At 68.1% G+C, this 26,063-nt stretch carries 21 protein-coding genes; 5 read left to right on the plus strand and 16 right to left on the minus strand.

Annotated features, from left to right (window positions below; all coding sequences use genetic code 11):
* Positions 1 to 3 precede the first annotated feature (3 nt).
* A complete protein-coding gene (locus tag EV648_RS41820) occupies positions 4 to 1,371 on the minus strand; it encodes a serine/threonine-protein kinase (protein WP_132301956.1) in 1,368 nt (455 codons plus the stop codon).
* Positions 1,372 to 1,392: 21 nt separating this feature from the next.
* Here EV648_RS41820 and EV648_RS41825 point away from each other — a divergent pair, with 21 nt between their 5' ends.
* Positions 1,393 to 1,965, plus strand: coding sequence for an RNA polymerase sigma factor (locus EV648_RS41825; protein ID WP_132301958.1), 573 nt, complete (start codon positions 1,393 to 1,395; stop codon positions 1,963 to 1,965).
* A gap of 114 nt (positions 1,966 to 2,079) precedes the next feature.
* Here EV648_RS41825 and EV648_RS41830 read toward each other — a convergent pair whose 3' ends face one another.
* From EV648_RS41830 to EV648_RS41855, 6 genes are all read right to left on the minus strand, one after another.
* Positions 2,080 to 2,718, minus strand: coding sequence for a DUF2461 family protein (locus EV648_RS41830; protein WP_132301960.1), 639 nt, complete (start codon positions 2,716 to 2,718; stop codon positions 2,080 to 2,082).
* 40 nt (positions 2,719 to 2,758) lie between these two features.
* Positions 2,759 to 3,172 carry a hypothetical protein gene (locus EV648_RS41835; RefSeq protein WP_132301962.1) on the minus strand — a complete coding sequence of 138 codons (414 nt, stop codon included), beginning with the start codon at positions 3,170 to 3,172 and terminating at the stop codon, positions 2,759 to 2,761.
* Positions 3,172 to 5,469: a CehA/McbA family metallohydrolase gene (locus EV648_RS41840; RefSeq protein WP_132301964.1), complete on the minus strand. Its 2,298-nt coding sequence runs from the start codon at positions 5,467 to 5,469 to the stop codon at positions 3,172 to 3,174. The genes EV648_RS41835 and EV648_RS41840 overlap by 1 nt, the downstream gene beginning before the upstream one ends.
* Before the next feature lie 440 nt (positions 5,470 to 5,909).
* Positions 5,910 to 6,896 carry a hypothetical protein gene (locus EV648_RS41845; protein WP_132301966.1) on the minus strand — a complete coding sequence of 329 codons (987 nt, stop codon included), beginning with the start codon at positions 6,894 to 6,896 and terminating at the stop codon, positions 5,910 to 5,912.
* 457 nt (positions 6,897 to 7,353) lie between these two features.
* Positions 7,354 to 7,797 carry a hypothetical protein gene (locus tag EV648_RS41850; protein WP_132301968.1) on the minus strand — a complete coding sequence of 148 codons (444 nt, stop codon included), beginning with the start codon at positions 7,795 to 7,797 and terminating at the stop codon, positions 7,354 to 7,356.
* A 138-nt stretch (positions 7,798 to 7,935) separates the two neighbouring features.
* Positions 7,936 to 8,550, minus strand: a complete 615-nt coding sequence (locus tag EV648_RS41855; RefSeq protein ID WP_132301970.1) for a hypothetical protein — start codon at positions 8,548 to 8,550, stop codon at positions 7,936 to 7,938.
* A gap of 1,272 nt (positions 8,551 to 9,822) precedes the next feature.
* Here EV648_RS41855 and EV648_RS41860 point away from each other — a divergent pair.
* The 3 genes from EV648_RS41860 (at position 9,823) to EV648_RS41870 (ending at position 13,632) form a co-directional block, all read left to right on the plus strand.
* Entirely contained in the window at positions 9,823 to 10,935 is a 1,113-nt protein-coding gene (locus tag EV648_RS41860; protein WP_132301972.1) for a ScyD/ScyE family protein, read from the plus strand.
* 290 nt (positions 10,936 to 11,225) lie between these two features.
* Positions 11,226 to 12,155 (plus strand): IS630 family transposase, encoded by a 930-nt coding sequence (locus EV648_RS41865; RefSeq protein ID WP_241996124.1) that lies wholly within the window; start codon positions 11,226 to 11,228, stop codon positions 12,153 to 12,155.
* An 802-nt stretch (positions 12,156 to 12,957) separates the two neighbouring features.
* Positions 12,958 to 13,632, plus strand: coding sequence for an HAD family phosphatase (locus EV648_RS41870; protein ID WP_132301976.1), 675 nt, complete (start codon positions 12,958 to 12,960; stop codon positions 13,630 to 13,632).
* A gap of 12 nt (positions 13,633 to 13,644) precedes the next feature.
* Here EV648_RS41870 and EV648_RS41875 read toward each other — a convergent pair whose 3' ends face one another.
* Positions 13,645 to 14,697: a M4 family metallopeptidase gene (locus EV648_RS41875; RefSeq protein ID WP_132301978.1), complete on the minus strand. Its 1,053-nt coding sequence runs from the start codon at positions 14,695 to 14,697 to the stop codon at positions 13,645 to 13,647.
* Positions 14,698 to 14,990: 293 nt separating this feature from the next.
* Here EV648_RS41875 and EV648_RS41880 point away from each other — a divergent pair, with 293 nt between their 5' ends.
* The gene (locus EV648_RS41880; RefSeq protein WP_158294234.1) at positions 14,991 to 15,581 is read left to right on the plus strand and encodes a hypothetical protein; all 591 of its coding nucleotides are present in this window, start codon (positions 14,991 to 14,993) and stop codon (positions 15,579 to 15,581) included.
* Positions 15,582 to 15,679: 98 nt separating this feature from the next.
* On the opposite strand, the gene EV648_RS41885 is transcribed toward EV648_RS41880, so the two are convergent.
* The 8 genes from EV648_RS41885 to hpnC are packed head-to-tail and all read right to left on the minus strand — an operon-like array spanning position 15,680 to position 25,938.
* On the minus strand, positions 15,680 to 17,485 hold the full coding sequence (locus EV648_RS41885) for a 1-deoxy-D-xylulose-5-phosphate synthase (protein ID WP_132301982.1): 1,806 nt from the start codon (positions 17,483 to 17,485) through the stop codon (positions 15,680 to 15,682).
* The gene (gene hpnH, locus EV648_RS41890) at positions 17,482 to 18,480 is read right to left on the minus strand and encodes an adenosyl-hopene transferase HpnH (RefSeq protein ID WP_241996125.1); all 999 of its coding nucleotides are present in this window, start codon (positions 18,478 to 18,480) and stop codon (positions 17,482 to 17,484) included. Before hpnH ends, EV648_RS41885 begins: the two co-directional genes overlap by 4 nt.
* 8 nt (positions 18,481 to 18,488) lie before the next feature.
* A complete protein-coding gene (gene ispH, locus EV648_RS41895) occupies positions 18,489 to 19,955 on the minus strand; it encodes a 4-hydroxy-3-methylbut-2-enyl diphosphate reductase (protein ID WP_132301986.1) in 1,467 nt (488 codons plus the stop codon).
* Complete coding sequence (gene shc, locus EV648_RS41900; protein WP_132301988.1) at positions 19,952 to 21,859, minus strand: squalene--hopene cyclase; 1,908 nt, start codon at positions 21,857 to 21,859, stop codon at positions 19,952 to 19,954. Before shc ends, ispH begins: the two co-directional genes overlap by 4 nt.
* Entirely contained in the window at positions 21,856 to 22,869 is a 1,014-nt protein-coding gene (locus tag EV648_RS41905; protein WP_132301990.1) for a polyprenyl synthetase family protein, read from the minus strand. The genes shc and EV648_RS41905 overlap by 4 nt, the downstream gene beginning before the upstream one ends.
* On the minus strand, positions 22,866 to 24,206 hold the full coding sequence (gene hpnE, locus EV648_RS41910; RefSeq protein WP_132301992.1) for a hydroxysqualene dehydroxylase HpnE: 1,341 nt from the start codon (positions 24,204 to 24,206) through the stop codon (positions 22,866 to 22,868). Before hpnE ends, EV648_RS41905 begins: the two co-directional genes overlap by 4 nt.
* Complete coding sequence (hpnD, locus tag EV648_RS41915; RefSeq protein WP_132301994.1) at positions 24,203 to 25,063, minus strand: presqualene diphosphate synthase HpnD; 861 nt, start codon at positions 25,061 to 25,063, stop codon at positions 24,203 to 24,205. The genes hpnE and hpnD overlap by 4 nt, the downstream gene beginning before the upstream one ends.
* A complete protein-coding gene (hpnC, locus tag EV648_RS41920) occupies positions 25,060 to 25,938 on the minus strand; it encodes a squalene synthase HpnC (RefSeq protein WP_132301996.1) in 879 nt (292 codons plus the stop codon). The genes hpnD and hpnC overlap by 4 nt, the downstream gene beginning before the upstream one ends.
* Positions 25,939 to 26,063 lie beyond the last annotated feature (125 nt).

Genomic DNA, 26,063 nt, shown 5'->3' on the forward strand with positions numbered 1-26,063 from the left:
GCCTTATTTTCTTGGCTTGTAGTCCACCGAGTCGAGCACCTTCTTGGCCTGCGCGTCGTCCTCGGCCCGTACCTGGATCCGGACCAGCTGTCCCTGGAACTGCTTCACTCGCTCGTACGTCGTCATGCCGGCCGGGCAGCCGGCGTACTTGGCCGTTGCCGTGGAGTCATTGTTGATCTGCTCGGGCGACACAGTGCAGCCCGACGGACCGGGGAGGCTGGTGGCCGCGGGCAAGTCTCCCGGCGGCAGCACTCCCGCGAAGACACCCGGCACCTTCGCGTTGGCCTTGTCCCAGTCGTTGTTGTTGCCGCTCACCAGTAAACCGGGCAGCGAGCCGGTCGACCCCTGCGGCAGCCAGCCGTCGCCGGCCCGGGTACGCGTCCAGCCGCGAGGAAGCTCGACCGACAGGACCTGCTGCTTGTCCTCGACCCGTACCCATTGGTGGTGAACGCCGTACTGCCAGCCCACGTAGCCACCGGCACCACCGAGCAGCGCGGCTGCGATCGTCGCCGCCACCCAAGGTCTGACCGAAGGCCGACCGGCGGTCGCAGGGACGCTCGCCAGGGCGGCCGTCCGCAGCGCTTCGGCGAACGACCGCACGTCCGGCCACCGCCGCTCTGGGGCCTGTTGCAACCCACGCAGGACGACCGCGTCCACCTCGGCGGGAACGTCGTCACGGATCGTACGCAACGAGGCAGGCGGCCCGTCGACGGCCAGGACAGCTGCCAAAGTGGTCGCACCGTACGGCGGTTGGCCGGCCAGCGCGGCGTAGGTGACCGCGGCCAGCGCATACAGATCGGCTCGCGGGTCGAGTACGTCGCCGCGTACCTGCTCGGGCGCGACATAGGCCGGGGTGCCGCCCGGCATCGTCACCCGCGACACCGCGTCGAGAGACTTGCCCAGGCCCAGATCGCCGAGCATGGCCCGCTCTCCGGTCGGCGTACTGCGGAAGAGCACGTTCTCCGGCTTGACGTCCCGGTGCAGGACGCCTCGGTCGTGCAGTTCCTGCAGGCCGGCACTGACGTTCTCGATCACCTCCACTGTGTCGGTCAGCGGAAGCGGGCCTGCCTTGAGCCGGTCGGCCAGCGTGCCGCGGTCGGCGTAGGTGAGCACCAGGAACGGCCGGTCGTCGTCGGTGGTGCCGATGTCGTGCACCCCGACGACGTACGGCGACTCGACCTTGCGCAGGAAGCGCCCTTCCTCGACGAACCGGCGGCGTACGTCGAGATCGTCGATCCAATGCTCCGCCAGCACCTTGACCGCGACCTCGGCGTCCAGCTCTTCGTCCCGGACCAGCCAGACGGCGGCGAAACCACCGCTGCCCAGCCTCCGAATCACGGCGTAGCGGCCAAAGTGAGAGGGCTGAACCATGCCGTCATTATGCTCAACGCCATGGTCAACGACGCGGACGCGCTCGACGAACTGGCCCGGCGCGCTGCCCAGGATCCCGCCTTGCTGGACGAGCTGATCCGGCAGGTGCAGCCGCAGGTGATGCGGATCTGCCAGCGTGTGCTGCCGCATCGCGCCGACGCCGAGGACGCCTGTCAGGACGCGCTGCTGGCGATCGCCACGAAGATCGGCACCTTCTCCGGCCGGAGCCGCTTCACCACCTGGGTCCACGTGGTCGCGTCGAACGCCGCTCGCGAGACCTACCGACGGTTGAGGCGCCGCGCCGTCGAGAACACCGCGGCCTGGCACGACGACAATCGCCCGGCCAAGTACGACCGCCCCGATCCGCGGACCACCAGCGTCGTCGCCGGTACCCGGCTGGACCTGCTGGACGCGCTGGAGCAGTTGGAGACCGATCTGCCCGAGACAGTCACGTCGGTGGTGCTGCGCGATATCTATGAGCTCAGCTACGACGAGATCGCCGACCAGGTCGGCATCCCGATCGGCACCGTCAAATCCCGGATCAGCCGGGCCCGCGTCTCGCTCAAGGCCCAACTACTCCCCCGTCAGGATTGACCTCCCGCAGGCAGTCGTCCAGGGGCGCCGGCGTTGTACATGGCGGCCTGATGACAAGGACAACAGCAGCCTCAGTGGCGACCCAGTACTGCGATGCCGAAGACGGCGGCGGCGTCAGGGCCGGGGCCGTGACACGTTCTCAACCAGCCACCGTGCCAGCGGGCGCAACTGGGAGAAGGCGGAGACCACTCGGTCGGCCGCGGCGGGTGTGTGAATCCAGTCGTCACACCCGAGCGGCCGGGTCGCGATGACTGACCGGTGCCTCAGCAGTTGCGCCCGCGGGTGGTCGGCCGGATACCCTCGGAGCGGGCGCTTCAGCAGGTCGCCCGAGATCACGAACCCCTCTCGCTTGAGCTTCCGGACGATGCCGGTCAGCCGCCGTCCGGAACCGGACTCCGCCACCGCGGCCCGGTACCGCTCGATCTGCACCGCAGGCGCGTACCACCACGCCACGCCAACCTCCAGGCCGTCGAGATCGAACCGGATGCCCAGTTCGACGTTCCCGGCCAGCCGAACGATCGCGTGCTGCCGCTGCCATGCCTCCACCAGAACGTCGCCGTAGCCCCAGACGGAGAAGTCCTCGTACGCGGAATCCACGTCAGCCACCGCATTGAGCAGCTCGATCATCGGACGGCGAACCAGCTCCTCCCGGTCTCGCCTGCATCGCCGCCTGACCTCGGCGGGAGGATCACCGTCAAGCTCGAGCAGCACATCGAAGGCGGCCCTCGGCCACCCCTCGAAATCACCGGTCACGACGGGCAGCCTAGCGAGCTCACGCACCCGGCAACCCGCCTCACGCAATCGGGAGGGGAGCGAGGTGCGACCGGAGGATCAGGTGCAGGGAACTGTGGATGGCCAGCCCTCCGAGTGCGCCGAGGGCAGAGAACGTCAGTGTCACGTCTACGATCGTCGGTACGTCGAAGCGGACCCGGAAGCCACCCTCCTGGCGCGGTTCGCCGGTCAGCTCGTGCACCGGAAGGTCCAGCTCGACGTCCGGCACCGGGTCGCCCTCGATCACCAGCAGACCTGTCACGTAACCGGTGTTGACGATCGGGAACCCGATCGTGTGCCAGTCACCGATGGTCAAACTCTCCACCCGGCTCCCGGTCCGGGCGACATTCACCCGTGCCTCCGGATTGATCGTGACCGAGATCGGTGCCGTGGTATCGACCGGCCCGCAACAGCCCGCCGGTTCGCCGTGAACCATCAGTCCACCTCACATTCGTCGCTCCGGACCAGATAGGTGGCTTGCGCGGCGTCGTACGCTTCCCGCGCCGCCGATCGTTCGGTCTCGCGAATGAACCCGGACTTCGCCTTCCACAGCGCGTCGACCGAGTCGTGCAACCATTGCGCGCTGCGACGCGACGCCCGGATCGGGAGCCCAGCGATCTCGACGAAGATCGGCTGGGTGTGGACACTGCGCAGGATCCGCAGCGCGATCCAGGACGAACGCTTCAGGTCCACGTCGAACTCGACGGCCTGCTCGTTGCCGTCCGCAAGTAATTCCTGCGCGCCGGCCGGAACGCCGTTCACCAGGACCTCGACGAGCACATTGCGGGATTGGCCGATCCGCGACCGCTCGAGATGCCAGCCGACAGGTGCGGAGTACACAGGCTGGCCCGCCGCTGGTGGCGCGGGTGGCTGTTCGGGTAACCAGGCCGCGACCGTCGCGGTCACCTGGACGGATCCCGGAGCGTCGACAGCGTGCTCTCGGCCGGTGTCGCCGTCGACGGCGAAGTCGTAGACGTGGCTGCGGCCGTCGCCGAAGTACGACGGGCTCTCCTTCAGCCCAGCGAGCCACGCCTCCAACGCCTGCTCACCGTGCGGCGCCTCAGGCAGTCGGACGTAGGTGCGCCCGACTCCCGGGCCGTCGTCGTAGATGCAGGGATAGTCGGTCTCGCCGAGCATCAGAGTGCGGTAGCCGACGTTCAGCAGGTGGTACCAGATGTTGAGCTCGGCGGCGGGAGCGAACTCGGCACCGCACTGGAAGTCGGCGGCGCCGAGCGGCACATCGACGATGATCTCGTTGGAACCGATCGACTGGAACCCCGGGATGACGTAGTTCGGCAACTCGTCGGTTCCGACCGAGAGGCCGAGACCGCAGTGCGCGTACCCGACCAGCGCGCTCTGCGCGTGGCCCCAGCGCATGACCGGCAGGTTCCACGACGGCCAGTCCTCGATCAGCTGGGTGCCGGGGTAGTCCTGGTCGGTGAGCCCGAGCAGGATGACGTGACCGGAATGGCTGGACGGGAAGCCTGACACCTCGAGGTCGTACCGGAGCAGGCTCTGGCTGTCGCGGTCGGTGTCCTGCGGATCCCACGTCATGCCTTGGGCCTGCTGCATGGCGGGGTACTCCAGCTCGGCGCGCGGGCTGATGGACAAGCCGCTGAAGAACTGCTTCTGGTGGTAGTAGCACGGTCCCCAGGTGAGCACGCTGCCCATCCAGAGCCCTTCGCCGCGAACGTGCCGGATCATCGTCTCCGGAGTGACGCCCTCCGACGGCACGCTGTAGTGCGAGCAGCCGCCGGCGTGGATGTGCGGGTCACCCGAGTAGTAGCCACGTGCGGCCGGATCGGCCCAGCGATCGAGCTCGATCGTGACCGCCTCGCTGTCGCCCGACAGGTCCACCTCGACGCGAACCTCGCGATACTCCGGTCCGCGGCGGGCGGAGATCTCGTACTGACCGGCCGGGAGCGCGATCACCTCGCCGGTCGCCCGGTAGACGTGTTCGTGGAAGAACATGTCCGGCGCCAGCCGCATCGCCTTCGACGGGTATGCCCGCCGCTGGGAATCCCGGACGGTCAGCGCCGCCACGGTACTGCTGCCGTCAGGCTCCCGGACGTCGAACCGGATGTCGCGGGCGGGCAGGCAGTCGAAGTCGAACATCGCGGCGTACTGACGGCTCTCGAATCCCATCCGCTGGCCGGCCTTCGCGAACGGCGGCCGGGTCAGGCTCTCCGTCGCCTCCTCCACCGCCAGGACGAACGTCAGCTCACCGCTGCGGCTGCCGCCATCGCGGCTGTACAGGCTGATGACCTTGTACTCGACGTCCAGGCCGGACACGTCGGTCGGACCGGCGAGCTTCACCTGCAGCCAGCTGCCCTCGATCCGCGGTACGACGGTCAACGTGTCGTGCAGCGTGATCCGCGATGCGTGGCTGTGGTGGTCGACCAGCCCGAGCACATGATTCGACGGCGCGGACAGATCACCGAGCAGCCGATGCGGGTTCGCAACACGGACCAGGAAGCTTCGCCACCCGTGCTGAACAAGTCGTGGTAGCGCAGCACCCGGCGTAGTCGCAGTCAGGCCCTGCTCGTCGATCTGGACGTCGGCGAGGACGTAGGGGTGCATGAGTTCTTCGACTTTGGCGGACCTGACGGCGTCGGTCTCGGCGTCGTCCGCCAGCTTTGCCAGCTGGCTGGTCAGGTCGTCGGGTAGGGGTTCACCGATGTCACGGAGTTTTTCAACGGCTCTAGTCGCGGACGCCAGTAGTGGCTGGAACACGGGACCTCCTCGTCGTGGACCATCCTCGAGCTTAGTCGCCCCGGCTACGCCTGGCTCGCGGTTTTCGTCGGTAGGCACAGAGGGTGCGGCGGCCCCAGCGCATCATCCGCGACCACCACACAAAAACTCCCGCGCCTCGCGCGATGCGGCGGCCGTGGAGCTTGTGAAGATCATCCCGGCGCCCAGGCCGAACACGACACCGGGTCCACTGACCAAGGTCCGCCGCTGCATCGCGGCGGGTCTGTTCCGCCTCCAAGAACACCTCGCTCCCTGAACCGGCCGGACAACCGACCGAGCTTGGCGGGCACCCGATATCGCCACCCTCGGCAGGTCGGCTGGCCCACACGGGCGTGTTCCGCAGCGGTCGCCTCGATCGCGAACGGTACTGGGCCCGTTCGCCGACCACGTGCACCTCATCGTCGCGGCCGACGCCGAGTACGTCATGGAACGCGTACGGAATCTCCCGGCACAGGAGCGTGGGACGGCGAAAGGCGAACTCCGCAAAGGATTATCGCGCCCAGCAGGCCGGCAATCACCTGGGCAGCCACGATCAGGCCGAACCATTCACCGCCGGCCGCATCAAACGGTGTGCCGGGCGCGAGCAGGAGGGTGAGTTGATAGCCGCCCGAGCAGAACATCGCGCCGGTACCCAGCCACGCGGCCCCCAGCGGACCCCAGGCCCGGATGGCTTGTGGTCGGCGGAAGACGAGGATGACCAGTCCGAGCAGACCCGCGAGCGCAAGACTCGCCGATGAAACGTCCAGTGCCCGTTGGGCAATGCTCCGGCCGTCTCGAACCTCACTGGCCAGCCCGCTCGGTCCGCCGAAGGCCCAGAACAGGCGGACCGTGACGACCAGCGCGACAAGCGCGCCGAGAGCAGCAGTCACCCGGCCTCGGTTTGAGCCTGGTGAATCCATGGCGTCGATGCGGGCGCGGAAGACGTGCGCCCAGCGGGCGCGGACATGCAGGATGAACGCAACCCCCAGCCCGGCGCCCTGCAGGATGAAGCCCGCGTAGACGACGCCGTACACCCACCCCTGCAGGCCTTCGATGGGGTTGTCTGCCACAGGCGTGGTGATGGTCCCGGCAAGGAAGCCAAGGGGGGCCGCGAGCATCACTGGCGCGAGCAGGCCTCCCGCGACCCACAGCGGGAACAACACCAGCCAGGCGGGCAGTCGTCGCCCCGATCGGTGAACGAGTGCCAACGCCAGCACGGCGCCGGCAACCTCCATCGTGGCGGTGATCAGGTTGCCCACGACGAAGGGCGCAGTACGCATCAGGCCAGGCTGAACGACGCCGACATCGCTGCCAAGAAGCCAGGCAGCCTTGATCGAGAGGTACGGCACCATCGCGGCAACTGTTACGTAGCCTGCCGGGTGGATTGTCGATGTCTTCACGCACCCAGCCTCGCCGCGTCGGCCGTCCATCGCCTCCCTCGGGCGAATGAACGTCCTTCCCCTTGCGAGGGAGCCTCGAAGCAGCCTTCCCCAGCGTTCGGAGGGCGGAGGCTCGGCTGCGAAGTTGGACCAGGAGCCTGTGGCCCATGGGCCACAGGCTATCAGCCAAGCTACCGATCGGCCCCGGAGCGACGGGGCGGTCAGATTCTGGAGGCCCGCAAACGTCCATCCATGCCACAACCCGGATACAGGTCTGCCCAGACGGAGCGCGCCCGGCGTCGCAGGTAGGTCACGTGTGCTCGCTACGCACAAGCAGCCGGCCGGGCGAATCTGCTCAACCAGTTCGATATCGACGACAACAAGGCTGACGAGCTGACCGGGGGTGATCGGATACGCGGTGGTCCGTTGGCTGGGAGCGCCAAGGTCTGGGCACCGTGATGTTCCCGGGGCGCCGCAGTACGTGTAGGTACATGGGTGGGTCCGCGAGTCAGCGGAGGGGGAACTCGAGGGTGGGGGTGTTGTCGTCGGGGGCGGTCGCTTTGACGGCGGTTGTAATTTCTGCTTGTGAGCCGATGCGGTGGCCGGTCGGGTCCAGTTGCTCGGTTTGGACGGTGACCTTGTCGCCGAGATGGAGGTCTCGGCCGTCCCAGGCGTGGATGAAGGCAAGGCCGTCTACGGCCTTGGTGATGTACCACGGGCCGGGTTGGCCGTGAACGACCACGCGTCGGCGGACGGTGGCGACGCCGGGATCGACGGCGGTCCACCTGTCCAGGGAGATCTGGTCCAGCATGCCGGAGTGCGCGATCGCGCTGCTGCCGGTGGGATTCAGGTGTACCTCGAGCGGGCGCCGGTGGGTCGCGAAATCCCACGTGCCGTTGGGCTGCTCGGGACCGCGGCAGGTGTACCAACGCTGACCGGACTGGACTACCAAGATCGGCCCCGAGGACCCGGAACCCGCCCACCCGGCGCGACAACCGGGCCGGACGCATGCCACCACCCCGACCAACCGCACCTCAACCACACACGCAGCAAGGTTCACGACACGCCGGACCGGCATGAAACTTCGAGGCTAGGGCCAGTTCGTTGTGCCGGCGTCAGGGGCAAAATCGAGAACCTGCAATGCCTCTGCGCCGAAATGCGATTTCCGCAGCACGTTGACCGACAGCCACTCGAACGCCGCGGGGTTGCCGATCAATGCCGGATCGATCCCGAACTGCACTTCGTCGCGCGCAGTGTTGAACGAGAACGGAATGTAACTGGTGACAGCTTCTCCACCCGAAGGGAGCGGCGTCCGATCGATGACAAACGCGCTGAATGCGATGCCATCCCAGGCCAGCAGGACGAAATATTCAAAGGGTCGTTTTTGTCCTGGCGGGTACAGATAGCCCGCGATCGAACCTGGCTGGGTGTCAAGGGCAAAGGCCCATAAGAACATCCCGGAATCGCCCTTGGGGCGCGGGGGCGCTGCCGGCACGGGAGCTGCAAGACGCAGGCTCATGGCAAATGTTCCGGAATCCTTGGAGACCTCGGCCCGGACGATATCGAAGTACCCCTGCTCTTTCTCACTGCCGAGGCTTTGGTCGTTAGGGTTTCCCGAGTCTCCAACAGGATCCTGAACCGCCACGGTTTGAGCGCTGGCGGTGCCAGTCCCGACGATGGCGATCAGAACCGACGCCAGCACCATGATAATGATTCTTCTATACATGGTTCCCCCTGTTGCTGCTACTGCCCCAGCCGACCGGAAGCCGGCGCAGTCGTCTCACCATGCCCGACGACCGCTGCCCCCTTGCAGCCAGAATCCTCCAACCGGCTCGGTTTCCACAAGGCTGCACATCAGCAAAGTGGAATCATTTGCAGTTACCTCATCCAAGCATTTGAGTTATCCCGGAACCACGGTAGCTTCTACTACCGCCCCGACCCCCTCGAGACGACCCGCCGAGCCTGGCAAGCCACCGAACAGATCGATCGCTTCGCCAAGCGAGATGTGTGCTTGTCCTGCCAGCGGGTCGGCCGTTCTGAGCGCACAGCCGCTAACCCAGACGCCCGAAGTCTGCGCGGCGCCCTCGGCCGGGTGGGAGGGGGATCGAGTTGACCCGGTTGCTGATATCGACGACGGCCGGGGGTACCAGCGAGCGCAGAGCTGGTCTTCTGCCCTCAGCAGAGCCTGAAGGACTCACAGCCGCTCGACTCGGTCCGGCTGTGGGCCTTGGAGCGGTAATTGCAGTCGACGCCGCACAACAGTCGCCGGCCCGGGTGAGCTCCGCTCGAGTCGCCTGTGGTTAAGGTGCGTGTCCCTACTCAAACACTGAAACAGTTGTTTCAGATCATCAGGCGGCGCGTGTTCGCGTCGCCTGTTTGTTGTTGCGGTGGCGGATCGAGGGATGGTTGCGCGGGGCAACTGTGGGTCAGTCAGGCGTCGGGGTGGAATCCTGAGGGAAAGCTTCGCCTGCGGCGGGGCTTAGAAGAGCCGGCGGGGGCGAGACGGTCGAGGAAGCCGGCGGCTACGAGGCCGTCGCGGAGGTCTGAGTCAGTCCGGCGGCAGCCGTCTCCCGCTGTCGGTGCTCTGGAGGCGATTGGGCGAGCCGAGACGACAGCGGATGTGAACAGCGGAGTCGCCGCCGGTGCCGAAACCTCGGCCGGACAGGTCCACAGCAACACGCTGCGGTCGGCGTAGGGGTCGGCGTTGGCCGGGGAGCGGTCACCAGTACGGGTCACGGGCGGCTGCCTCGCGGAGTACCGGCGGTAGCGCCCGGCGGCCGGCGGGTCGTCAGCGCAGGCTGATTGCCCGGCACAACCCGTGCGCGGCGCCTCTCTGTCGGTAGCCGGAGGAAACGTCGGTGCCGGCCGTCTGATGTGTCCTCAGAGCCCGAAGTCGATGGGGCGACGCGAACTATGGACGGCTGGAACGGTCATGAGCAGACTCGGGAGAAGGGGGTGCACTACCAGGGGAGGGCACATGTTCCGGCGCACGATGATCATCGGTACAGCACTGAGCACCGGGTTGAGTCTCGCCGTCCTGCCGGCTACGCCGGCGGTCAGCCAGGACTCACCGTGGCGGGTGGTCGCGTCAGGGCTCGACAGCCCTCGCGGCCTGGCGTTCGGCCCGAACGGCACCCTGTACGTCGCCGAAGCGGGCGTGGGCGGCACCAGCCCATGCCTCCCACACCCCCTCGGACAGATCTGCTACGGCGCCACCGGCGCGGTCACCGAGGTGAAGCGAGGCCATCAGACTCGGGTCCTCACCGGACTCCCGTCATTCGCTTTGCAGGGGACGCCCGAGGTCTTCGGACCGTCTGACGTGGCACTGAATGGAAGCGGCAACCTGTACGTGACGCTAGGCCTCGGCGACGACCCGACCCTCCGCACGGCACTGCCTCCGGAGGGGCAGACGGCCGCGACCCTGGTCCGTGCCAAGCCGTCGAAGGGGACGTTCCGGCTGGTGGCCGACATCGGCGGGTTCGAGCTGTCGGACAATCCCGACGGCGGACTCCCCGACAGCAACCCGCAGGGTCTGCTCTCCACGGCCGGAGGCCAGGTGGTCGCGGACGCCGGCGGCAACTCCCTCCTCGGCGTGCGCCAACCCGGACGTATCTCAACCCTCGCGGTGTTCCCACCGCGACTGGTGCCCAACCCGTTCGGTGGCCCAGACATCCCGATGCAGGCCGTGCCGACGACAGTGACCCGCGGTCCGGACGGCGCGCTGTACGTCGGTCAGCTCACCGGGTTCCCCTTCCCGGTCGGCGGCGCGAACGTCTACCGGGTCGAGCCGGGCGGACAACCTGAGGTGGTCGCCAGCGGGTTCACGAACATCATCGACATCGCATTCGGTCCCGACCACTCGCTCTACGTGCTCGAGATCGCCCACAACGGCCTGCTGTCGGGTGATACGACGGGTGCGCTGATCCGCGTGGACGCGAACGGCTCGCGCACGGTCATCGCCAGCGAAGGTCTCATGATGCCGACAGGGTTGGCGCTCCGAGACGGCAAGGCATACGTGTCGAACTGCGGCGTCTGCGCCGACATCGGCGAGGTCATCGCGATCCCACTGTCCGGCCAGGCGAGCCGGTAACACCAGGCCGAGCGTCCTGGCCACCGTTACATCCGCGGTACTAGTGCCTCATCCAGAAAGGTTGGGGTCGTAACCGGTGTCGGGTTGACCGGTCCGGTGGTGAGTCTGAAGGCTTGCTGTCGGAGGTGGTGATGGCTCGACAGCCTGAGGTGTTCGTTCGTTCGCTGGAGCCCGAGGAGGCACAGCGTCTGGTGCGGATCACGCGGACCACGAGGGATCGGGTTCGGCTTCGCCGGGCGGGGATCGTGTTGGCGTCGGTTCAAGGGCGGAGTGCTGCGGAGGCGGCGGGCATGTTCGCGATGAAGCCGCAGTATGCGCGGGAGGTGATCCACGCGTTCAACGAACAGGGGTTCGCGGCGTTGGACCCAAAATGGAGCGGGGGCCGACCGATCAGGTTCGGCCCCCCGGTGCGTGAGACGGTCTGCCGGGTCGCCAAGACCCCGCCGCAGCAGCTCGGCCGGCCGTTCACGACCTGGAGCCTGTCCAAGCTGGTCGAGTACCTAGCCGAGCACAAACACATTCGGATCAGTGCCGAATCGGTGCGCCAGATCCTCCGCAAGGCCGGTATCAGGTGGCAGGCGACCAAGACCTGGAAGGCCAGCAAGGACCCGGACTTCGCCGCCAAGATGGCTCGTGTTCTCAGCCTGTACGACCATCCGCCGGCCGATGGGCGCGTGCTCTGCGTCGACGAGTTCGGGCCGCTGAACCTCCAACCCCGCCCGGGCAGAGGATGGTTCCCCACCGCTCGCCCGGCCAGGCTGCGGGCCACCTATCACCGCACCGGCGGGGTGCGGCACATGTTCGCCGCGCTGGACCTGGCGACCGGGCAGATGTTCTACCGGTTCCGCGACCGCAAACGCTGGACCGAGTTCCTCGGCTTCCTCAAACAGCTCCGGTCCAGGTACCCGGCCGGGAAGCTGTACGTCGTGTGCGACAACTACGGGCCACACAAGAAGGCCGAGGTCATCGACTGGTGCAGCGCCAACGATGTCGAGCTGGTGTTCACGCCGAGCAACGCGTCGTGGTTGAACTGGATCGAGTGCGAGTTCACCGCCCTGCGCTACTTCACCCTCGACGGCAGCGACTACCAAAGCCACACCGCCCAAGAGGCCGCGATCGCCGGCTACGTCCGCTGGCGCAACAAACGCGCCCAACCCAAACGACACTTCGCCGTCGACTCCAAGATCCGCCGACCCGATTACCTACCCAACGTTGCTTGACGAGGCACTAGTTGCGGCGTCATTGAGGTCTCGCGTACGTGATCCGCCGAGACCGGAAGGCGGAGACCGAGGTGTGCGCCGGATGCCCCTCCCTCATGATCGCTCTCGGAGCAGGGTCGGCACGCCAGGTCACATTCCGACGGGCTGCGTCGTCGTACCAGTGAGATCAATACCCACCCCGACACCTCGAAGGAGGTGAATCCGATGCATCAGGTCCTGATTCGGCCAAGGCCGAGGGGAACGCTCAGGCGCAGGCGCCCGAGATCCCTCGACCTTCGTACACCGTCAGGTCGGCTACTTCCGTTCTGATTTCACCTCGACAATCACAAGAAGCTCCCCGAACTGACACCTTCGTTTGCTGGTCGTTCGAGTTCCTTCTTCGGTGTACGCCGGTGCTCACACCTTGCCGCATTGTGGTGATCCAGTCGCGCCGCCCGCGCCTCGGCCGCACTGGCGCGGACATGCTCGGACGGGCGCCCGCCGAGCACGACCTGTTTCAGGGCCACTCGCCGCAGCAGCAGCTCGTCCTCGGCGAGCCAGACGCGGCCATGCCGCCTCGGCCCAGCAACGCTTCCAACCGGTACCGGCCAGCCACCAGGCGCTCGACGTTCGCTACCTGACGATTCCGATCGCCCTCGTCGCAGGTGCACGGCACACTGTGGGGGCCCCGGGTCGCCCCCTGATCCCCACGAACCGCACCCTTAGGGCACCGCAGGCGGTGGTCCGGGCGGTTGGCATTTCCTCTAGTGGCCAGCAGGCTTGAACAAGCGAGCGATCGGCATCGACCGACCGAGGGAGTGCAATGGCGGACCGCGAGATACAGGCAGTGGTCTTCGACCTTGACGGTGTTTTGGTGGACTCCGAGCAGCAGTGGGACGAGGTCCGTCGCGGAGTCGCCGCCGAAGCCGGCCGCCCCTGGCCCGCTGGCGCGACCCGTGCATTGCAGGGCATGAGCACGCCAGAGTGGTCGGACTACCTTACGGCGGTGATCGATGTACCTGGCCGGCCGCAGGACGTGGCGGCCGAAGTCATCGACCGCATGGCCAGCCGATACCGGCTACGGCTGCCGCTGCTGCCTGGCGCCATCGAGGTCGTGCGACGACTCGCGAGCCACTGGCCGCTGGGACTGGCGTCATCGTCACCGCGACAGCTGATCGACGCGGTCCTCGAGTCTGCGAACCTGGCAAGCAAGTTCCGTGTCAGCGTGTCCACCGAGGAGGTCCAGGCCGGCAAGCCGTCACCCGCGGTCTACGAGGAGGTGGTGCGGCAGTTGACTGTCGACGCACAGCAGGCGGTTGCAATCGAGGACTCGAGCAACGGACTGCGGTCAGCTGCCCGGGCGGGTTTGCGCGTCATCGCAGTTCCCAACAAGGCCTTTCCGCCCGACAAGGACGCCCTCGGCCTCGCATCCGTTGTCGTGCACTCACTTGACGACATAACCGCTTCACTGGTGACGTCGCTGGCTGAGCGAGGCTAGCGTCCTGCGCGGTTAGAGGATGCCGCGGTCCGCGAATGCCTTCCGGACGACGGCGGCCTGCGTGGCTCCGTACATCGACTGTGCGGTCGCGACCGTGTGCTGGGCTGCAGCGGCGAAGCTGGTGTCCGGAGCGAACCCGAACTGCGCGTTGACGATGATCCGGTCGGCGACCTTCGGACCGAGCGCCGTACGGACCTGGAACAGCGCTTGCGACCAGATCTCACCGTCCGCATGCACTTCGCCGACTACGTCCTCCGGATAGTGCTTGCCGGCGTCCAGACGGCGCAGGCAGTGCGGCGTCGTCGACGTGTACGACGTCGAGTCCCAGTCCATCACACATGCCAGCGGCGCTTTCACCGGAACGCCGTACTTCTTCGCTACCCAGTCGCCGACGGTCACCGAGAAGTAGTCGCCCCATGCCTCGCCAATCGAGCCGGCCTCGAGCGAGGATCCGAAGCCCGCCACCTGCGCGTCGTGGACGGCGTGCCCGGTCTCGTGCACGATCACCTCGCCGTCCTCCGCGTCGTCCACGCCGCCCTTGCCGAGGGTGATCGTGTCGTGCTTGTCCCAGGAGAACGAGTTGTCCACGCCGTACTGGTCGACCTTGTAGTCCTGGCTCTCGGCGTTCACCGGCGGCAGTTCGGTGCCGAAGCCGAGCGATTGCAGGTACTTCTGTGCCTCGGTGCCCCAGAAGTACGACATCACCTGCTCGAACTGGTCGTCGTGCCGGTTGTAGAAGTAGGTGCCGTTCGTGCTGTATGCCGGGGTGCCGGTGCTGCTGCGGACGTTCGCCCACGTGCCGCGCAGGTAGCCGGAGCCGTCCAGGTCGGTCAGGGTGACCTCGTAGTACTCGCCGCGGGGGACCGCCGTCGCGGAGTCCTTCTGGTCGGTGATCGTCTGGTCACCACTGGACTGCACTGGGTTCGGGATGAAGACCAGCGCCTTCGCCGTGGTGGTGCCGGTCGGCTGCTTCGCGCTGGCAACGGGCGCTGTCAGCCCTGTCGCCAGGGTCAGTGCCGCAGTCGCGGTCAGGGCGACGGTGGTGGTCCAGGTCTTCGGCGCCATCGGAGCCTCCGTGTCGACGCAGGGGTACTGCCACCACAACCTAGGTCGTGCGTGCTCGCGGAGGAAGACCCATTACGAAGGTTCAGGGAATCCCTGCGCAGACGGTCACGTAAGCGGACAACGAACACCGCCGCCGCCCTTTGGGTGAGAGTCGCACATCAGCGCTGACCGCATCCCCCGCTTCTGGCGCGCTGCCGAGGCTCAGAGGGGCCGAGTCACCACTGGACGTGACTTCCTGCCAGCGAAGAGTGATCATGGAGGTACCTAGGGATGTGAGGGTTGTGGCAGCGGATATGCGACCCGGTATCAGGGTCGTCCTCGGGCTCGGCGGGCTCGCGCTCGTCGTTGTCGGGGTACTCCTCGCTTTCCGCGGCGCCAGCGATCTCACCGCCCTCGGATCGTTGCTCGTGGGCGCGGTCGTGGCTGTCACAGCCGTCAGCGGGCGGTTGCCCAAGGAGGTCGGGCTGCAACGCGTCACTTTCGGCGCCGACGATCGCAGCGCTCAGGCCTACCGGGAGGCCCTGTACGACGCAGTCCGGCAAGCACTCCCCGAGGTCCATCCGCCCAGCCGGGACAAGGACTGGCATCCCCGACGGCCGACGTACTGGGTGGACGAGCTCCAGCTCCGGGTGGTCATTCGATGGGCCCGCGATCGGTCGGTCCACCTCGATGTGTCGACGATCGAGTCAGACCTTTCCGGGACACGCGAGGCTGTCGCCGTACTGCTCATCACGAACGTGGACGAGATCGACGACCTCAGCGCCGCCGCCCGGTCGAGGGCGGGTGAACGGGCAGCCGTTGTCCGTTGGCGGTCGACAGAGGACAACGCCACCCTCCGGCACACCGCCCGCGGCCTCGGCGCACCGGACGGCCGATCGTCCTGATCGGCCGCTGCCTCGTCACCCGCGAACAGCCTTCTCCTGAGGCCGGCAGCTCACCGAACAGCGAGACATGCCGACAGGCGCCATCAGCGCAGGTCGGCTCACACGGCGCCTGCGACGGCGTGCGTGATGCCTTCGGCGTCGAGCCCGTACGTATGGAGAAGGTCCGCACGCTCCCCCGCCGGGGCGAACTCACCGGGCAAACCAAGCGTGATGATCTCTGGGCGTGACGCCGTACGCCGGAGCGCCCGTGCGAGCGCATCGCCGAATCCACCAGGCAGTGTGTTGTCCTCGATCGTCACCACGAGTCGGTGCTCGCCGACGAAACGGACGAGCTCGGGTTCGATGGGGATGATCCAACGGGGATCGACGACGGTCGTGCGGATTCGCAGCTCCCGAAGCCGATGCGACGCGTCCACTGCTGCCGCCGCCAGCGGGCCGACAGGCAGCAGCAGCACCTCGGGCTGCCCGGCAGCGAGCCCCTCCGGTCGGCTGTCGGTCAGCAGTTCGGCTGCACCGATGTTGCCGGTGGCACGCAGCGCAGCTCCGCTACGTCCGCGCGGAAACCGGAGCATGGTGGGTCCAGCCTGGTGATCGACACAGGTGCGCAGTAGGAGCCGCAGCTGCTGAGCGTCCCTAGGCGCCGCGACCTGCATGCCGGGCACCAATCCGCACAGAGCCAGATCCCACATTCCGTGGTGGGACGGACCATCCGGACCGGTGATGCCGGAGCGGTCGAGGACGAAGGTGATCGGCGCGCGGTGCAGCGCCGCATCCATCAGTACCTGGTCGAAGGCGCGGTTCAGGAATGTCGAGTAGATCGCGACCACGGGATGCAGCCCCGCCACCGCCAGCCCGACAGCCGACGTCACCGCATGCTGCTCGGCGATCCCGACGTCGAACACGCGCTCGGGATACCGGCAGGCCAAGGGAAACAGCCCGGTCGGCCGTACCATCGCCGCTGTCACGGCGACCACATCCTTCCGCTCGTCCGCGATCGCCACCAATTCCTGCCCGAACACATCCGTCCACACGGGTCCGCGAACCTGGCTCGTGGCGACATCGGCGCGGGCCGGGTTGACGGTGTGGTGGTGGTCGGCTTCGTCGAGTTCGGCGGGAGCGTGGCCGGCGCCTTTGCGGGTGAGGCAATGCACCACGACCGGGTGCTGGAGTAGGGCGGCAGTCCGCAACGCCGCCTCCAGAGCCAAGATGTCGTGACCGTCGACCGGGCCGAGGTACGCGAGCCCAAGCTGCTCGAAGACGTTGCCCCGCGCCGTCCCGGTCCGCAATGCCCGCAACTGGACGGCCAGGGATCCGACGGTCGATTCGTACGATCGCCCGTTGTCGTTGAGCACGATGACGACCGGCCGGTCCGGCGCGGCCGCGATGTTGTTGAGCGCCTCCCAGCACATCCCACCGGTCATCGCACCATCTCCCACGATCGCGACGACCCGTCGCTCGAGAGAGCCGGTCAGCTGAAACCCCTTCGCCAGGCCGTCGGCGTACGAGAGCGCCGTCGATGCGTGCGAGTTCTCGATGATGTCGTGCTCGCTCTCGGACCGGCTCGGATACCCCGACAGTCCGCCCGCCTGCCGCAGGGTGTCGAAGCGACCGAGCCGACCGGTCAGCATCTTGTGCACGTACGTCTGGTGCCCGGTGTCCCAGACGATGACATCCTGCGGCGACGTGAAGACCCGGTGGAGCGCGATCGTCAGCTCGACGACGCCCAGGTTCGGCCCGAGGTGCCCGCCCGTCCGCGTGACATGACGCACGAGCTGTTCACGGATCTCGTCGGCAAGTCCACACAGATCAGCGGCCGGCAACCGCCGGAGATCTGCCGGTGAAGCCAGGGTGTCCAGCAACCCGGTGTTCGGGCGGGGACGCTCGTCGACGCCCGACCTGCTCATGATCCGACCGCGGCGCGGATGGTCTCCCGCAGCGACCCCATGGTCGCCACCACGGCCGTCGGCTCGTAGCCGCAGTGCGCCATGCAGTTCGCACACCGCGGGTCCTGGCCCCGGCCGTACGCATTCCAGTCCGTGTCCTCCAGCAGTTCCTGGTACGTCGCGACGTACCCGTCCTCCATCAGGTAGCACGGTCGTTGCCAGCCCTTGAGCGAGTACGACGGGATCGCCCATGCCGTGCAGGAGAAGTCGACCTTGCCCTCCAGGAAGTCCAGGAACAGCGGCGAGTGGTTCAGCCGCCACTTCTTCCGGCGGCCACCGGCGAACGCCTTCGCGAACAGCTGCCGGGTCTCATCGGGACCGAGCCAGTGCTCCTGGTCCGGCGCCTTCTCGTAGGCGAACCCGGGTGAGATCTGCATGTTGTCGACGCCGAGCTCGTCGTTGAGATAGTCGAGTACGTCGATGACGTCCTGCGGCGTGTCGGTGTCGAAGAAGGTGGTGTTGGTCATCACCCGGAACCCGGCCGCCTGGGCCCGCTTGATCGCGGCGACCGCCTCGTCGAACACGCCGTCCTTGCAGACCGATGCGTCGTGGCGTTCGCGCAGCCCGTCGATGTGGACCATCCAGGCGAAGTTGCGGTGCGGCGTGAACTTGTGCAGGTGCTTGGGTAGCAGCAACGCGTTGGTGCACAGGAAGACGATCTTCCGCCGGGCCAGCAGTTGCCGGACGATCTCGTCGATCTGTTTGTGCATCAGGGGCTCGCCGCCGGCGATCGACACCATCGGGGCGCCGCTCTCCTCGATCGCGGCCACCGCCTGCTCGACGGGCATCCGCTGCTTGAGGACCGAGGCGGGATGCTGGATCTTGCCACAGCCGGCACAGGCGAGATTGCACGCGAACAACGGTTCGAGCTCGACCAGCAGTGCGAACTTCTCCCGTCGCAGCAGCTTCTGCTTGAGCAGATAACCACCGAGGCGGATCGACTGACGCAGTGGCATGGCCACGGTCAGCTCACCTCCCTGGGCAGGGTGAATCGAATGTCCTCGTCGGCGACGCTGGTCTCGGTGACCGCGACCCGGCCGAGGCCGGACAGGCACCGGACCAGGTCGTCGACGAGCTGGGGTGGCGCGGATGCTCCGGCGGTGATGCCGATACGGCGTACGCCGCGCAGCCAGCGCAGGTCGACCGCGCTCGCATCGTCGACGAGGTAAGCCTGGGCTCCCTCGGCCGCGGCGACCTCCGCGAGCCGGTGTGAGTTGGAAGAGTTCGCTGATCCCAGCACGAGCACGAGGTCGGCGTCCCGGGCGACCGCACGGACCGCCTGTTGCCGGTTCGTGGTGGCGTAGCAGATGTCGTCGCTGCGCGGACCGGTCAGCGCGGGGAACCGGTCGCGGAGGACGGCCGCTGTCTCCTCGGCCTCGTCGACGGCGAGGGTGGTCTGCATGACGAAGGAGACCCGCCGTGGATCGGCGACGCTCACCCGTCCGGCCTCGTCGGGATCGGCCACCACGACCACCTGGCCGGGCGCCTCACCCTGGGTGCCGACGACCTCCTCGTGATCACGGTGCCCGATCAGGAACACCGTGTTGCCGCGAGCAACAAAGCGGCGTACTTCGCTGTGCACCTTGGCGACCAGCGGACAGGTGGCGTCGATCACCCGGAGGTTGCGGGCCGCGGCGTCGGTCCGGACCTGCGGTGCGACACCGTGGGCGGCCAGCACCGTGACGCTGCCCTCGGGGACCTCGGCCACCTCCTCGACGAAGACCGCGCCGCGTCGCTCCAGCTCGCGGACGACGTGGCTGTTGTGCACGATCTGCCGGCGGACGTAGACCGGCGGGCCGTACGTCACCAGCGCACGTTCCACGATCTCGATCGCGCGCTCGACGCCCGCGCAGAAGGACCTCGGGCCGGCGAGGGCGACCTCGCGATCGCCGGTCGCTGCAGCCCAGGCGTCGATGACCGGAGCGGCGCGACGCAAGGCCCACAAGGCCTTCGGCCCGCGAACCAGCGTTCCTGGACGAAGCAGGCGATGGTCCGGCGTGTCGACGACGGCGCGGATCGCGGCCGCCTGTCCGGGAGGTGCGGCCGCGGTGACCAGCGCGGATTCGGTGTCGACCGCCACGGCTCCGGTTGCTGCGAGCGTACGGCGAGCATCCGGCGCGTCGACGATTCGCCGGGTCGTCACGATCGGCCCGTGATGCACCCGCAGCCCGGCCCGTCGCAACGCACCAACGAGCAACGGGGATGCGTAGCTGAGAAGAGGCTCGGCGTCACCCCGGATCTCGTCCGCGACGACCAGATCGCCGGGCCGGAGTTCGTTGCCGAGAGCACCGGCCACCCCGGCTACCAGGATTGGCTGCCCATCGGTCAGGCCGCCGTTCGACGAGCGACCGGTGCGTACGACGTCGGCCGCGAGCCGGTCGTGGAGTGCGAGCCACTCGGACCACAACGGCGTACTGACGATTCCGGTCATCGCATGCTCCGCGCGACGTAGCGGCCGAGCGCCCAGATCGGGAAGACGAGCCGGTAGATCTCGTAGTTGATGTAGAAGGCGCCCGGAAAGCCGGTGCCGGTGTAGAGCTCCTCGTCCCAGCCGCCGTCCGCACGCTGGGTGCGGACGAGATACTCGACACCTCGGTCGACCGCGGCCGAATCCTCGCCGGCGGCAAGCAGAGCGAGCAGCGCCCACGCGGTCTGTGAAGCGGTCGAGTCACCCCTGCCGATCCACGCGGGATCGTCGTATGAGCGCAGGTCCTCGCCCCAGCCACCGTCGTCGTTCTGGTGATTCTCCAGCCACCGCACGGCCGCCTGTACCGCCGGCGCGTCGGCAGGCATCCCCGTTGCGATCAGAGCCGGGACGACCGCGCCGGTGCCGTAGACGTGATTGGCACCCCAGCGACCGAACCACGACCCGTCGGCCTCCTGGGCGTCGAGCAGCCACCGGATGCCGCGCCGACACGGTTCCTCGTCCGTACGACCCTCGGCGGCGAGCATCTCGACCACATGGGCGGTGACGTCGGCCGACGGCGGATCGATGACGGCACCGAAGTCGCAGAAGGGCAACGCGTTCGCCAGCGTGTGGGTGTTGTCGGCGTCGAACGCACCCCACCCCCCATCGCGCGATTGCATCCCGGTCGTCCACCCCACCGCGCGATCGATCACCGCCCGGACCCGGGCGGGATCCGGATGATCCACCCGACGCAAGGCGAGCACGATCTCGGCCGTGTCGTCGGTGTCGGGATAGTTGTCGTTGGCAAACTCGAAGGCCCACCCGCCCGGCGACAGCTCAGGCCGGCGGACCCGCCAATCACCACCGGCCAGGATCTGTTCAGCCAACAACCAGTCGGTCGCCTTGACGACGGCCGGATCGTCCGCCGGAACACCCGCATCCAGCAGCGCCGCGAGAGCGAGCCCGGTGTCCCACACGGGCGACTGGCACGCCTCCAGCCACCGCACAGATCCGTCGGTCGAAGAGGCATTGACCGTGAAACCGTCGAGCCCATCGATTCCGGCGCGCATCGCAGGATGATCGAGCCGATACCCCATCTGGTGCAGCGCGATGAGCGAATACACCCACGGCGGCTGGATGCCGCCCCAGCCGCCATCGGCCTCCTGACGCGCCAGGATCCACTCGACGGCGCGGCGCATCGCCTTCTGCCGCATCCGTTTGAGCGGCCGGCGCCCGTAGCTGTGCAGCACGGAGTCGAGGCGCTGGAAGAACCCAGGGATGCTGTACGCCGGTTGTCGTCGCGCCGGCGGTGCCCCGGTCTTCAGCTCGGCGATGCCGAACTCCACCGGATGCACGGGCTCGAGTGCGCTGACGATGGTGAGCGGCACGATGGTCTGCCGGGCCCAGCAGCCCCAGTTGTAGATGTTGAGCGGCGCCCACGCCGGAAGATAGATGATCTCCGGCGGCAGCGCAGGACAGTCGTCCCAGCTCCACAGCCCGAACAGCGCGAGCCAGACATGGGTGAACACCCGAGCCCGCTCGACCCCGCCCTCGCGCTTCGCGAACTCGGCAGCGTGGCGCATGTGCCGCGCCTCGGGCTGATCCCCGGCGAGGCGCAGGGCGACCCACGCCTCGACAGTGGTCGACAGGTCGCCCGGCCCGCCGTGGAAGGTCGCCCACGAGCCGTCGACCCGTTGCTGGGAACGGATCCAGCGGGCCGTGTCCTCGTTCGTCCGCGGCGTGGCGATGCCGAGGAACATCCTGAGCATCAGGTCCTCGGCGTCCATCGTCACGTTGGTGGCGAGCAGACCCTTCCACCACCCGTCCACATGCTGCCGCCCGCGCAGATGTTCCACGGCCGCATCAAGCGCGGTCCGTGTGCCGGCCGTCGTACCGATCGCTGGATCGACGCGCTCCCGAGCCGTCATGACTGCCGCTCGATCACGAAGCGGGCGATCTCACCGAGCCGATTCCGGGCGACGTCGTCGAGCTCTGCTTGGTCGAGCGCCTGCTCGGCCAAGCCGATGCGGTCCCGCGCTTCCTCAGTCGCCCACTCCCGGCCACCGGCCCGCTCGATCAGCTGAGCGGCGTGCCGGAGCTCGTCGTCCGTCGGGGTGCCGTCGCGGCGCAGCCATGCGGCCAGCTCCCGCCCGGCGTCGCCACCGTGAGCGAGCGACCACGTGACGGGCAAGGTCTTCTTGTGCGCGACCAGATCGGAGAACACCGGCTTGCCTGTCACCTCGGGCGATCCCCAGATCCCGAGCAGGTCGTCGACGAGCTGGAAGGCCATCCCCAGCTCGGTACCGAACCTGGCCAGGCACGACACGACGGACTGCGGCGCGCCGACCAGGATCGCGCCGATCGCCGCGCTGACCCCGAGGAGGGCGCCGGTCTTGCCGGCTGCCATGTCCAGGCACTCATCCAGCCCTACGTCGTTGCGTTGCTCGAAGGCGAGGTCGAGGACCTGCCCGCGAATCAGCTCTCGGGTGGCGATGGCCAGTGCCTGGCCGGCCGCTTGCCCGTACGGCGAATCCCCCTCCGTCAGGGCCTCGTGGGCGAGGGACAGGAGCGCGTCACCGGCCAGTACGGCGGTCGCGTCGCCCCAGACGGCCCACACGGTCCGGCGGTGGCGGCGCTCGGTGTCGCGATCCATCAGATCGTCGTGCAGCAAGGAGAAGTTGTGGACGAGCTCGACCGCGACCGCGCCCGGCAACGCCGGTTGAGGCCTGCCGATGACCGCTTCGGCAGCGAGCAGGGCGAGGGCGGGCCGCAGGGTCTTGCCCGGGTTCGCCGTGGTCGGCGTACCGTGCTCGTCGGTCCAGCCGAGGTGGTACGAGACGACCAGCCGGGTGAACGGATCGAGGCGCGCGACGGCCAGGCGCAGGGCCGGTGCGACCAGGCCGCGACTGCGGTCGAGGGTTTCCGCGGTGATCGTCATACCACTGCCTTCCGACGTTCAGCGGGGCGTCGTTGGACCAGCGCGGCCACCGCGGCCTCTCCGCTGCGGACGGCGCCCTCCATGGTCGCGGGCCAGCCGGTATCGGTCCACGCACCGGCCAAGTAGAGACCGGGCAGCGCCGTACGCGCTGATGCCCGCAGGCCGGCCGTCCCCGGCCGCTGCCGGAACGTGGCCTGCCGCTCCCGGGTGACGAAGAACTCCAGCAACCGCGCCTCGCCGGTGATCCGTAGCAGCCGCTCCAGGTGCGGCAGCAAGCGGTCACGCAGCTCCGGGACCGGTGTGTCGATGATGTCGTCCGCCGCCGACAGCGACACCGCGATGTACTGCCCCCGGCTGAGTCCGGCCTGGCGGGTGCGGTCGAACACCCACTGCAGCGGGCTGTCGACGGCCGCGAAGAACGGCTCGTCGAGCACGACCCGGTCGTAGATGACGTGCAGGTTGACGATCGGCGTACTGCCCAGCTCCTCCGCCCACCCCGACTCCAGCTCGATCGCACCTGCCGGCGCGAGCGCTTCCGCGGCCGACGGCGGAACTGCCAGTACGACGTCGTCGAAGGCGGCACCGTCCACGGTCCAGCCGTCACCGACCGGTACGACGTCACGGACCTTCGACCGGGTTCGCACGGTCACCCCCGCCGCGGCGAGCGCACGCAACCCCGCGTCGCCGTGCAATTCCTGCAGCGGCACGAGCGACCAGCCGATGTCGGCCGCCTCGGCGGACTCCAGCAGGCCTAGCTGGAAGACCGTCGCGGCCAGCGCCAGGGACGCTCGCTCGGCCCGAGCATTCAGCGTGGCGATGCCGATGAGGTCCCAGACGGTCTCGATGGCCCGCTGATCCTGGCCGTGCGCGGCGAGCCAGTCGCCGAAGGACCGGCGGTCGACCTCCGGATCGGTGCGGTCCACCCGACCGAGGGCCAACGCCGCACGCACCACGCGCGCCCGAGCCGCCGGGCTCAACCACCGGTAGCGCGCCAAGGTCGATCCCAGGTGAAGTGGTGCAGGCAGTCCCGTCCGGCGAAGTCGACCGCCTCGCCGATCAAGTTCACTGCGAACCGGTACGTCGAGCCGGTCCTGCACGGTCACCCGGTCAGCGACACCCAGCCGCTCCAGAAGGCCCTGATACGCCGTGCAGCATCGCAGGAACACGTGTTGGCCGTTGTCGATCCACAGCCCATCGCGCTGGAACGAGTGAGTGAGACCACCGAGCCGGGGGCGTGCTTCGAACAGCGTGACCGCAAAGCCTTCGTCGGCGCATCGCAGTGCCGCGGTCAGGCCCGCCAGGCCGCCTCCGACCACTCCGACGCGCCGGGCGGTCATCGCTGTCCTCCGGCCAGAGCGGTCACGGCGACGCGCGCCTTCTGGGCGACGCTGAGCGACAACCGCTGGTCGTAGACGAGAACCGGATCGGCAGCGATGCGACCCAGCAGATGGTGATAGATGCCGGCCATCGCCCGGCAGCACGCCGCGCTGCGCCGGTCGAGGTGTGGGACGAGCCGCAGGCCGAGCGAATACCAGTCGCCCGCGCGATCGGCGGCGTACCGGATGTAGGCCGCGAGTCGACCAGCGGGGTCCTCCAGCGTGCCGAGCTCGTCGACGCGCAGTTCCGTGCCGTACCGATCGAGCTCATCCTGCGGGAGGTAGACGCGGCCGTTGCCGAGGTCTTCGCGGATGTCGCGCAGGATGTTGGTCTGCTGCAGGGCGATCCCGAGCTGGTCGGCGTACAGGGAAGTCCTCGGATCGGTGGTGCTACTGCCGAAGATCGACAGGCACAGGCGGCCGACCGATCCGGCGACGTGACGGCAGTACACGACGAGCTCGTCGAAGTCGGCGATCCGGACCTCGCCCAGATCCAGCTGGACACCGTCGATGAGCTCCTCGAACGCGGTGAGCGGCACCGGGAACCGGCGTGCGGTGTCGTTCACCGCGGTGAGCACCGGGTCGCTGCTCTCGTCCAGCCTGCCGAGGTCCTTGCGCACCGCGGCGAGCGCGGTCTCCTTGTCCGCGGTCGTGTCGTCGCCGTCGCCGATGTCGTCGATCCGTCGCGCGAGCGCGTAGACCGCGCACAGCGCGGATCGTTTGGGTGGCGGCAGCAGGCGGATGCCGTAATAGAAGTTGCCGGCCTCCGTCCGGGTGATCTGCTCGCAAGTCGCGTACGCCTGCTCGATGGTGCTCATCGCACCGACCGCCGGCCGGCCAGCAGGCCGAGGACCCGGATTGCCGTGGTGAGCCGCGACGGCCGCGCGGACCGGCCGAGCACCTCGCCATCGGTCCGCCTCAGCGCCGACACGGTGGCCTGTCCCCCGGCGACGAAGCCGGCCACGCTGACCCTTCCCCATCCCTGCAGTTGCCGCACGATCGCCGTCCCTTCACCGAGCAGGCCGGCGGCCCGCTCGATCTCGAACCGCATCAACTCACGGAGGTTCGGACCCGCGTTCTCCTGATCCAGGTCGTGCTCACCGACGCCGTACCGCCGGAGGTCTTCCTGCGGTAGGTACACACGACCGGCCAGTCTGTCCTCACCGACGTCCTGCCAGTGCTCGAGCAGCTGCAACGCGGTGCACACCTGGCCGGATCGCGCGATGGTCTCCGGAGTCGCCTGCCCGAAGATCTCCAGCACCATCCGGCCGACCGGTTCCGCGGACAGGGCGCAGTACCGGCGGAGGTCGTCGAAGGTCTCGTACCGCGACACCACCTGGTCCTGGAGGTTCGCCTCGATCAGGTGCTCGAACGGCTCGGCCGACATCGCCCGGTCGTGCACCGTCCGGGCCAACGTCTGGAGTACGGCGTCGGACGGCTGATCGCCCGACCAGATCGTGCCGAGGTCCGTCGTCAGCGCGTGCAGCCGGGCAGTCCGGTCACCAGTGAACGCATCCCCGATCTCGTCGACCATCCGGGCGTAGGCGTAGATCGCGTGCAGGTGGCGGCGATGCTGGCGCGGCAGGAACCGCAGCGCGACCGGGAAGTTCTCGGCGTTCTCGCGGATACGCCATACTCCCTCGTCGACGGACGAGGGTATCGGTCTCGGCGGCCCGTGACGCGAACTGGCCATGTCAGCAATCCTCGGTCCGTCCCAGCCGCCAGGTCTGCCACTACTGGGGTGATTCCTGGACCCGAAAATTGTCACGACCGTACAATCCAGAGCGCGGCGGGAAGTTGAGAGCACGACGGTCGGCA

Origin of the sequence: Kribbella sp. VKM Ac-2568 (assembly GCF_004345365.1) — a bacterium.
Classification (GTDB): Bacteria; Actinomycetota; Actinomycetes; order Propionibacteriales; family Kribbellaceae; genus Kribbella; species Kribbella orskensis.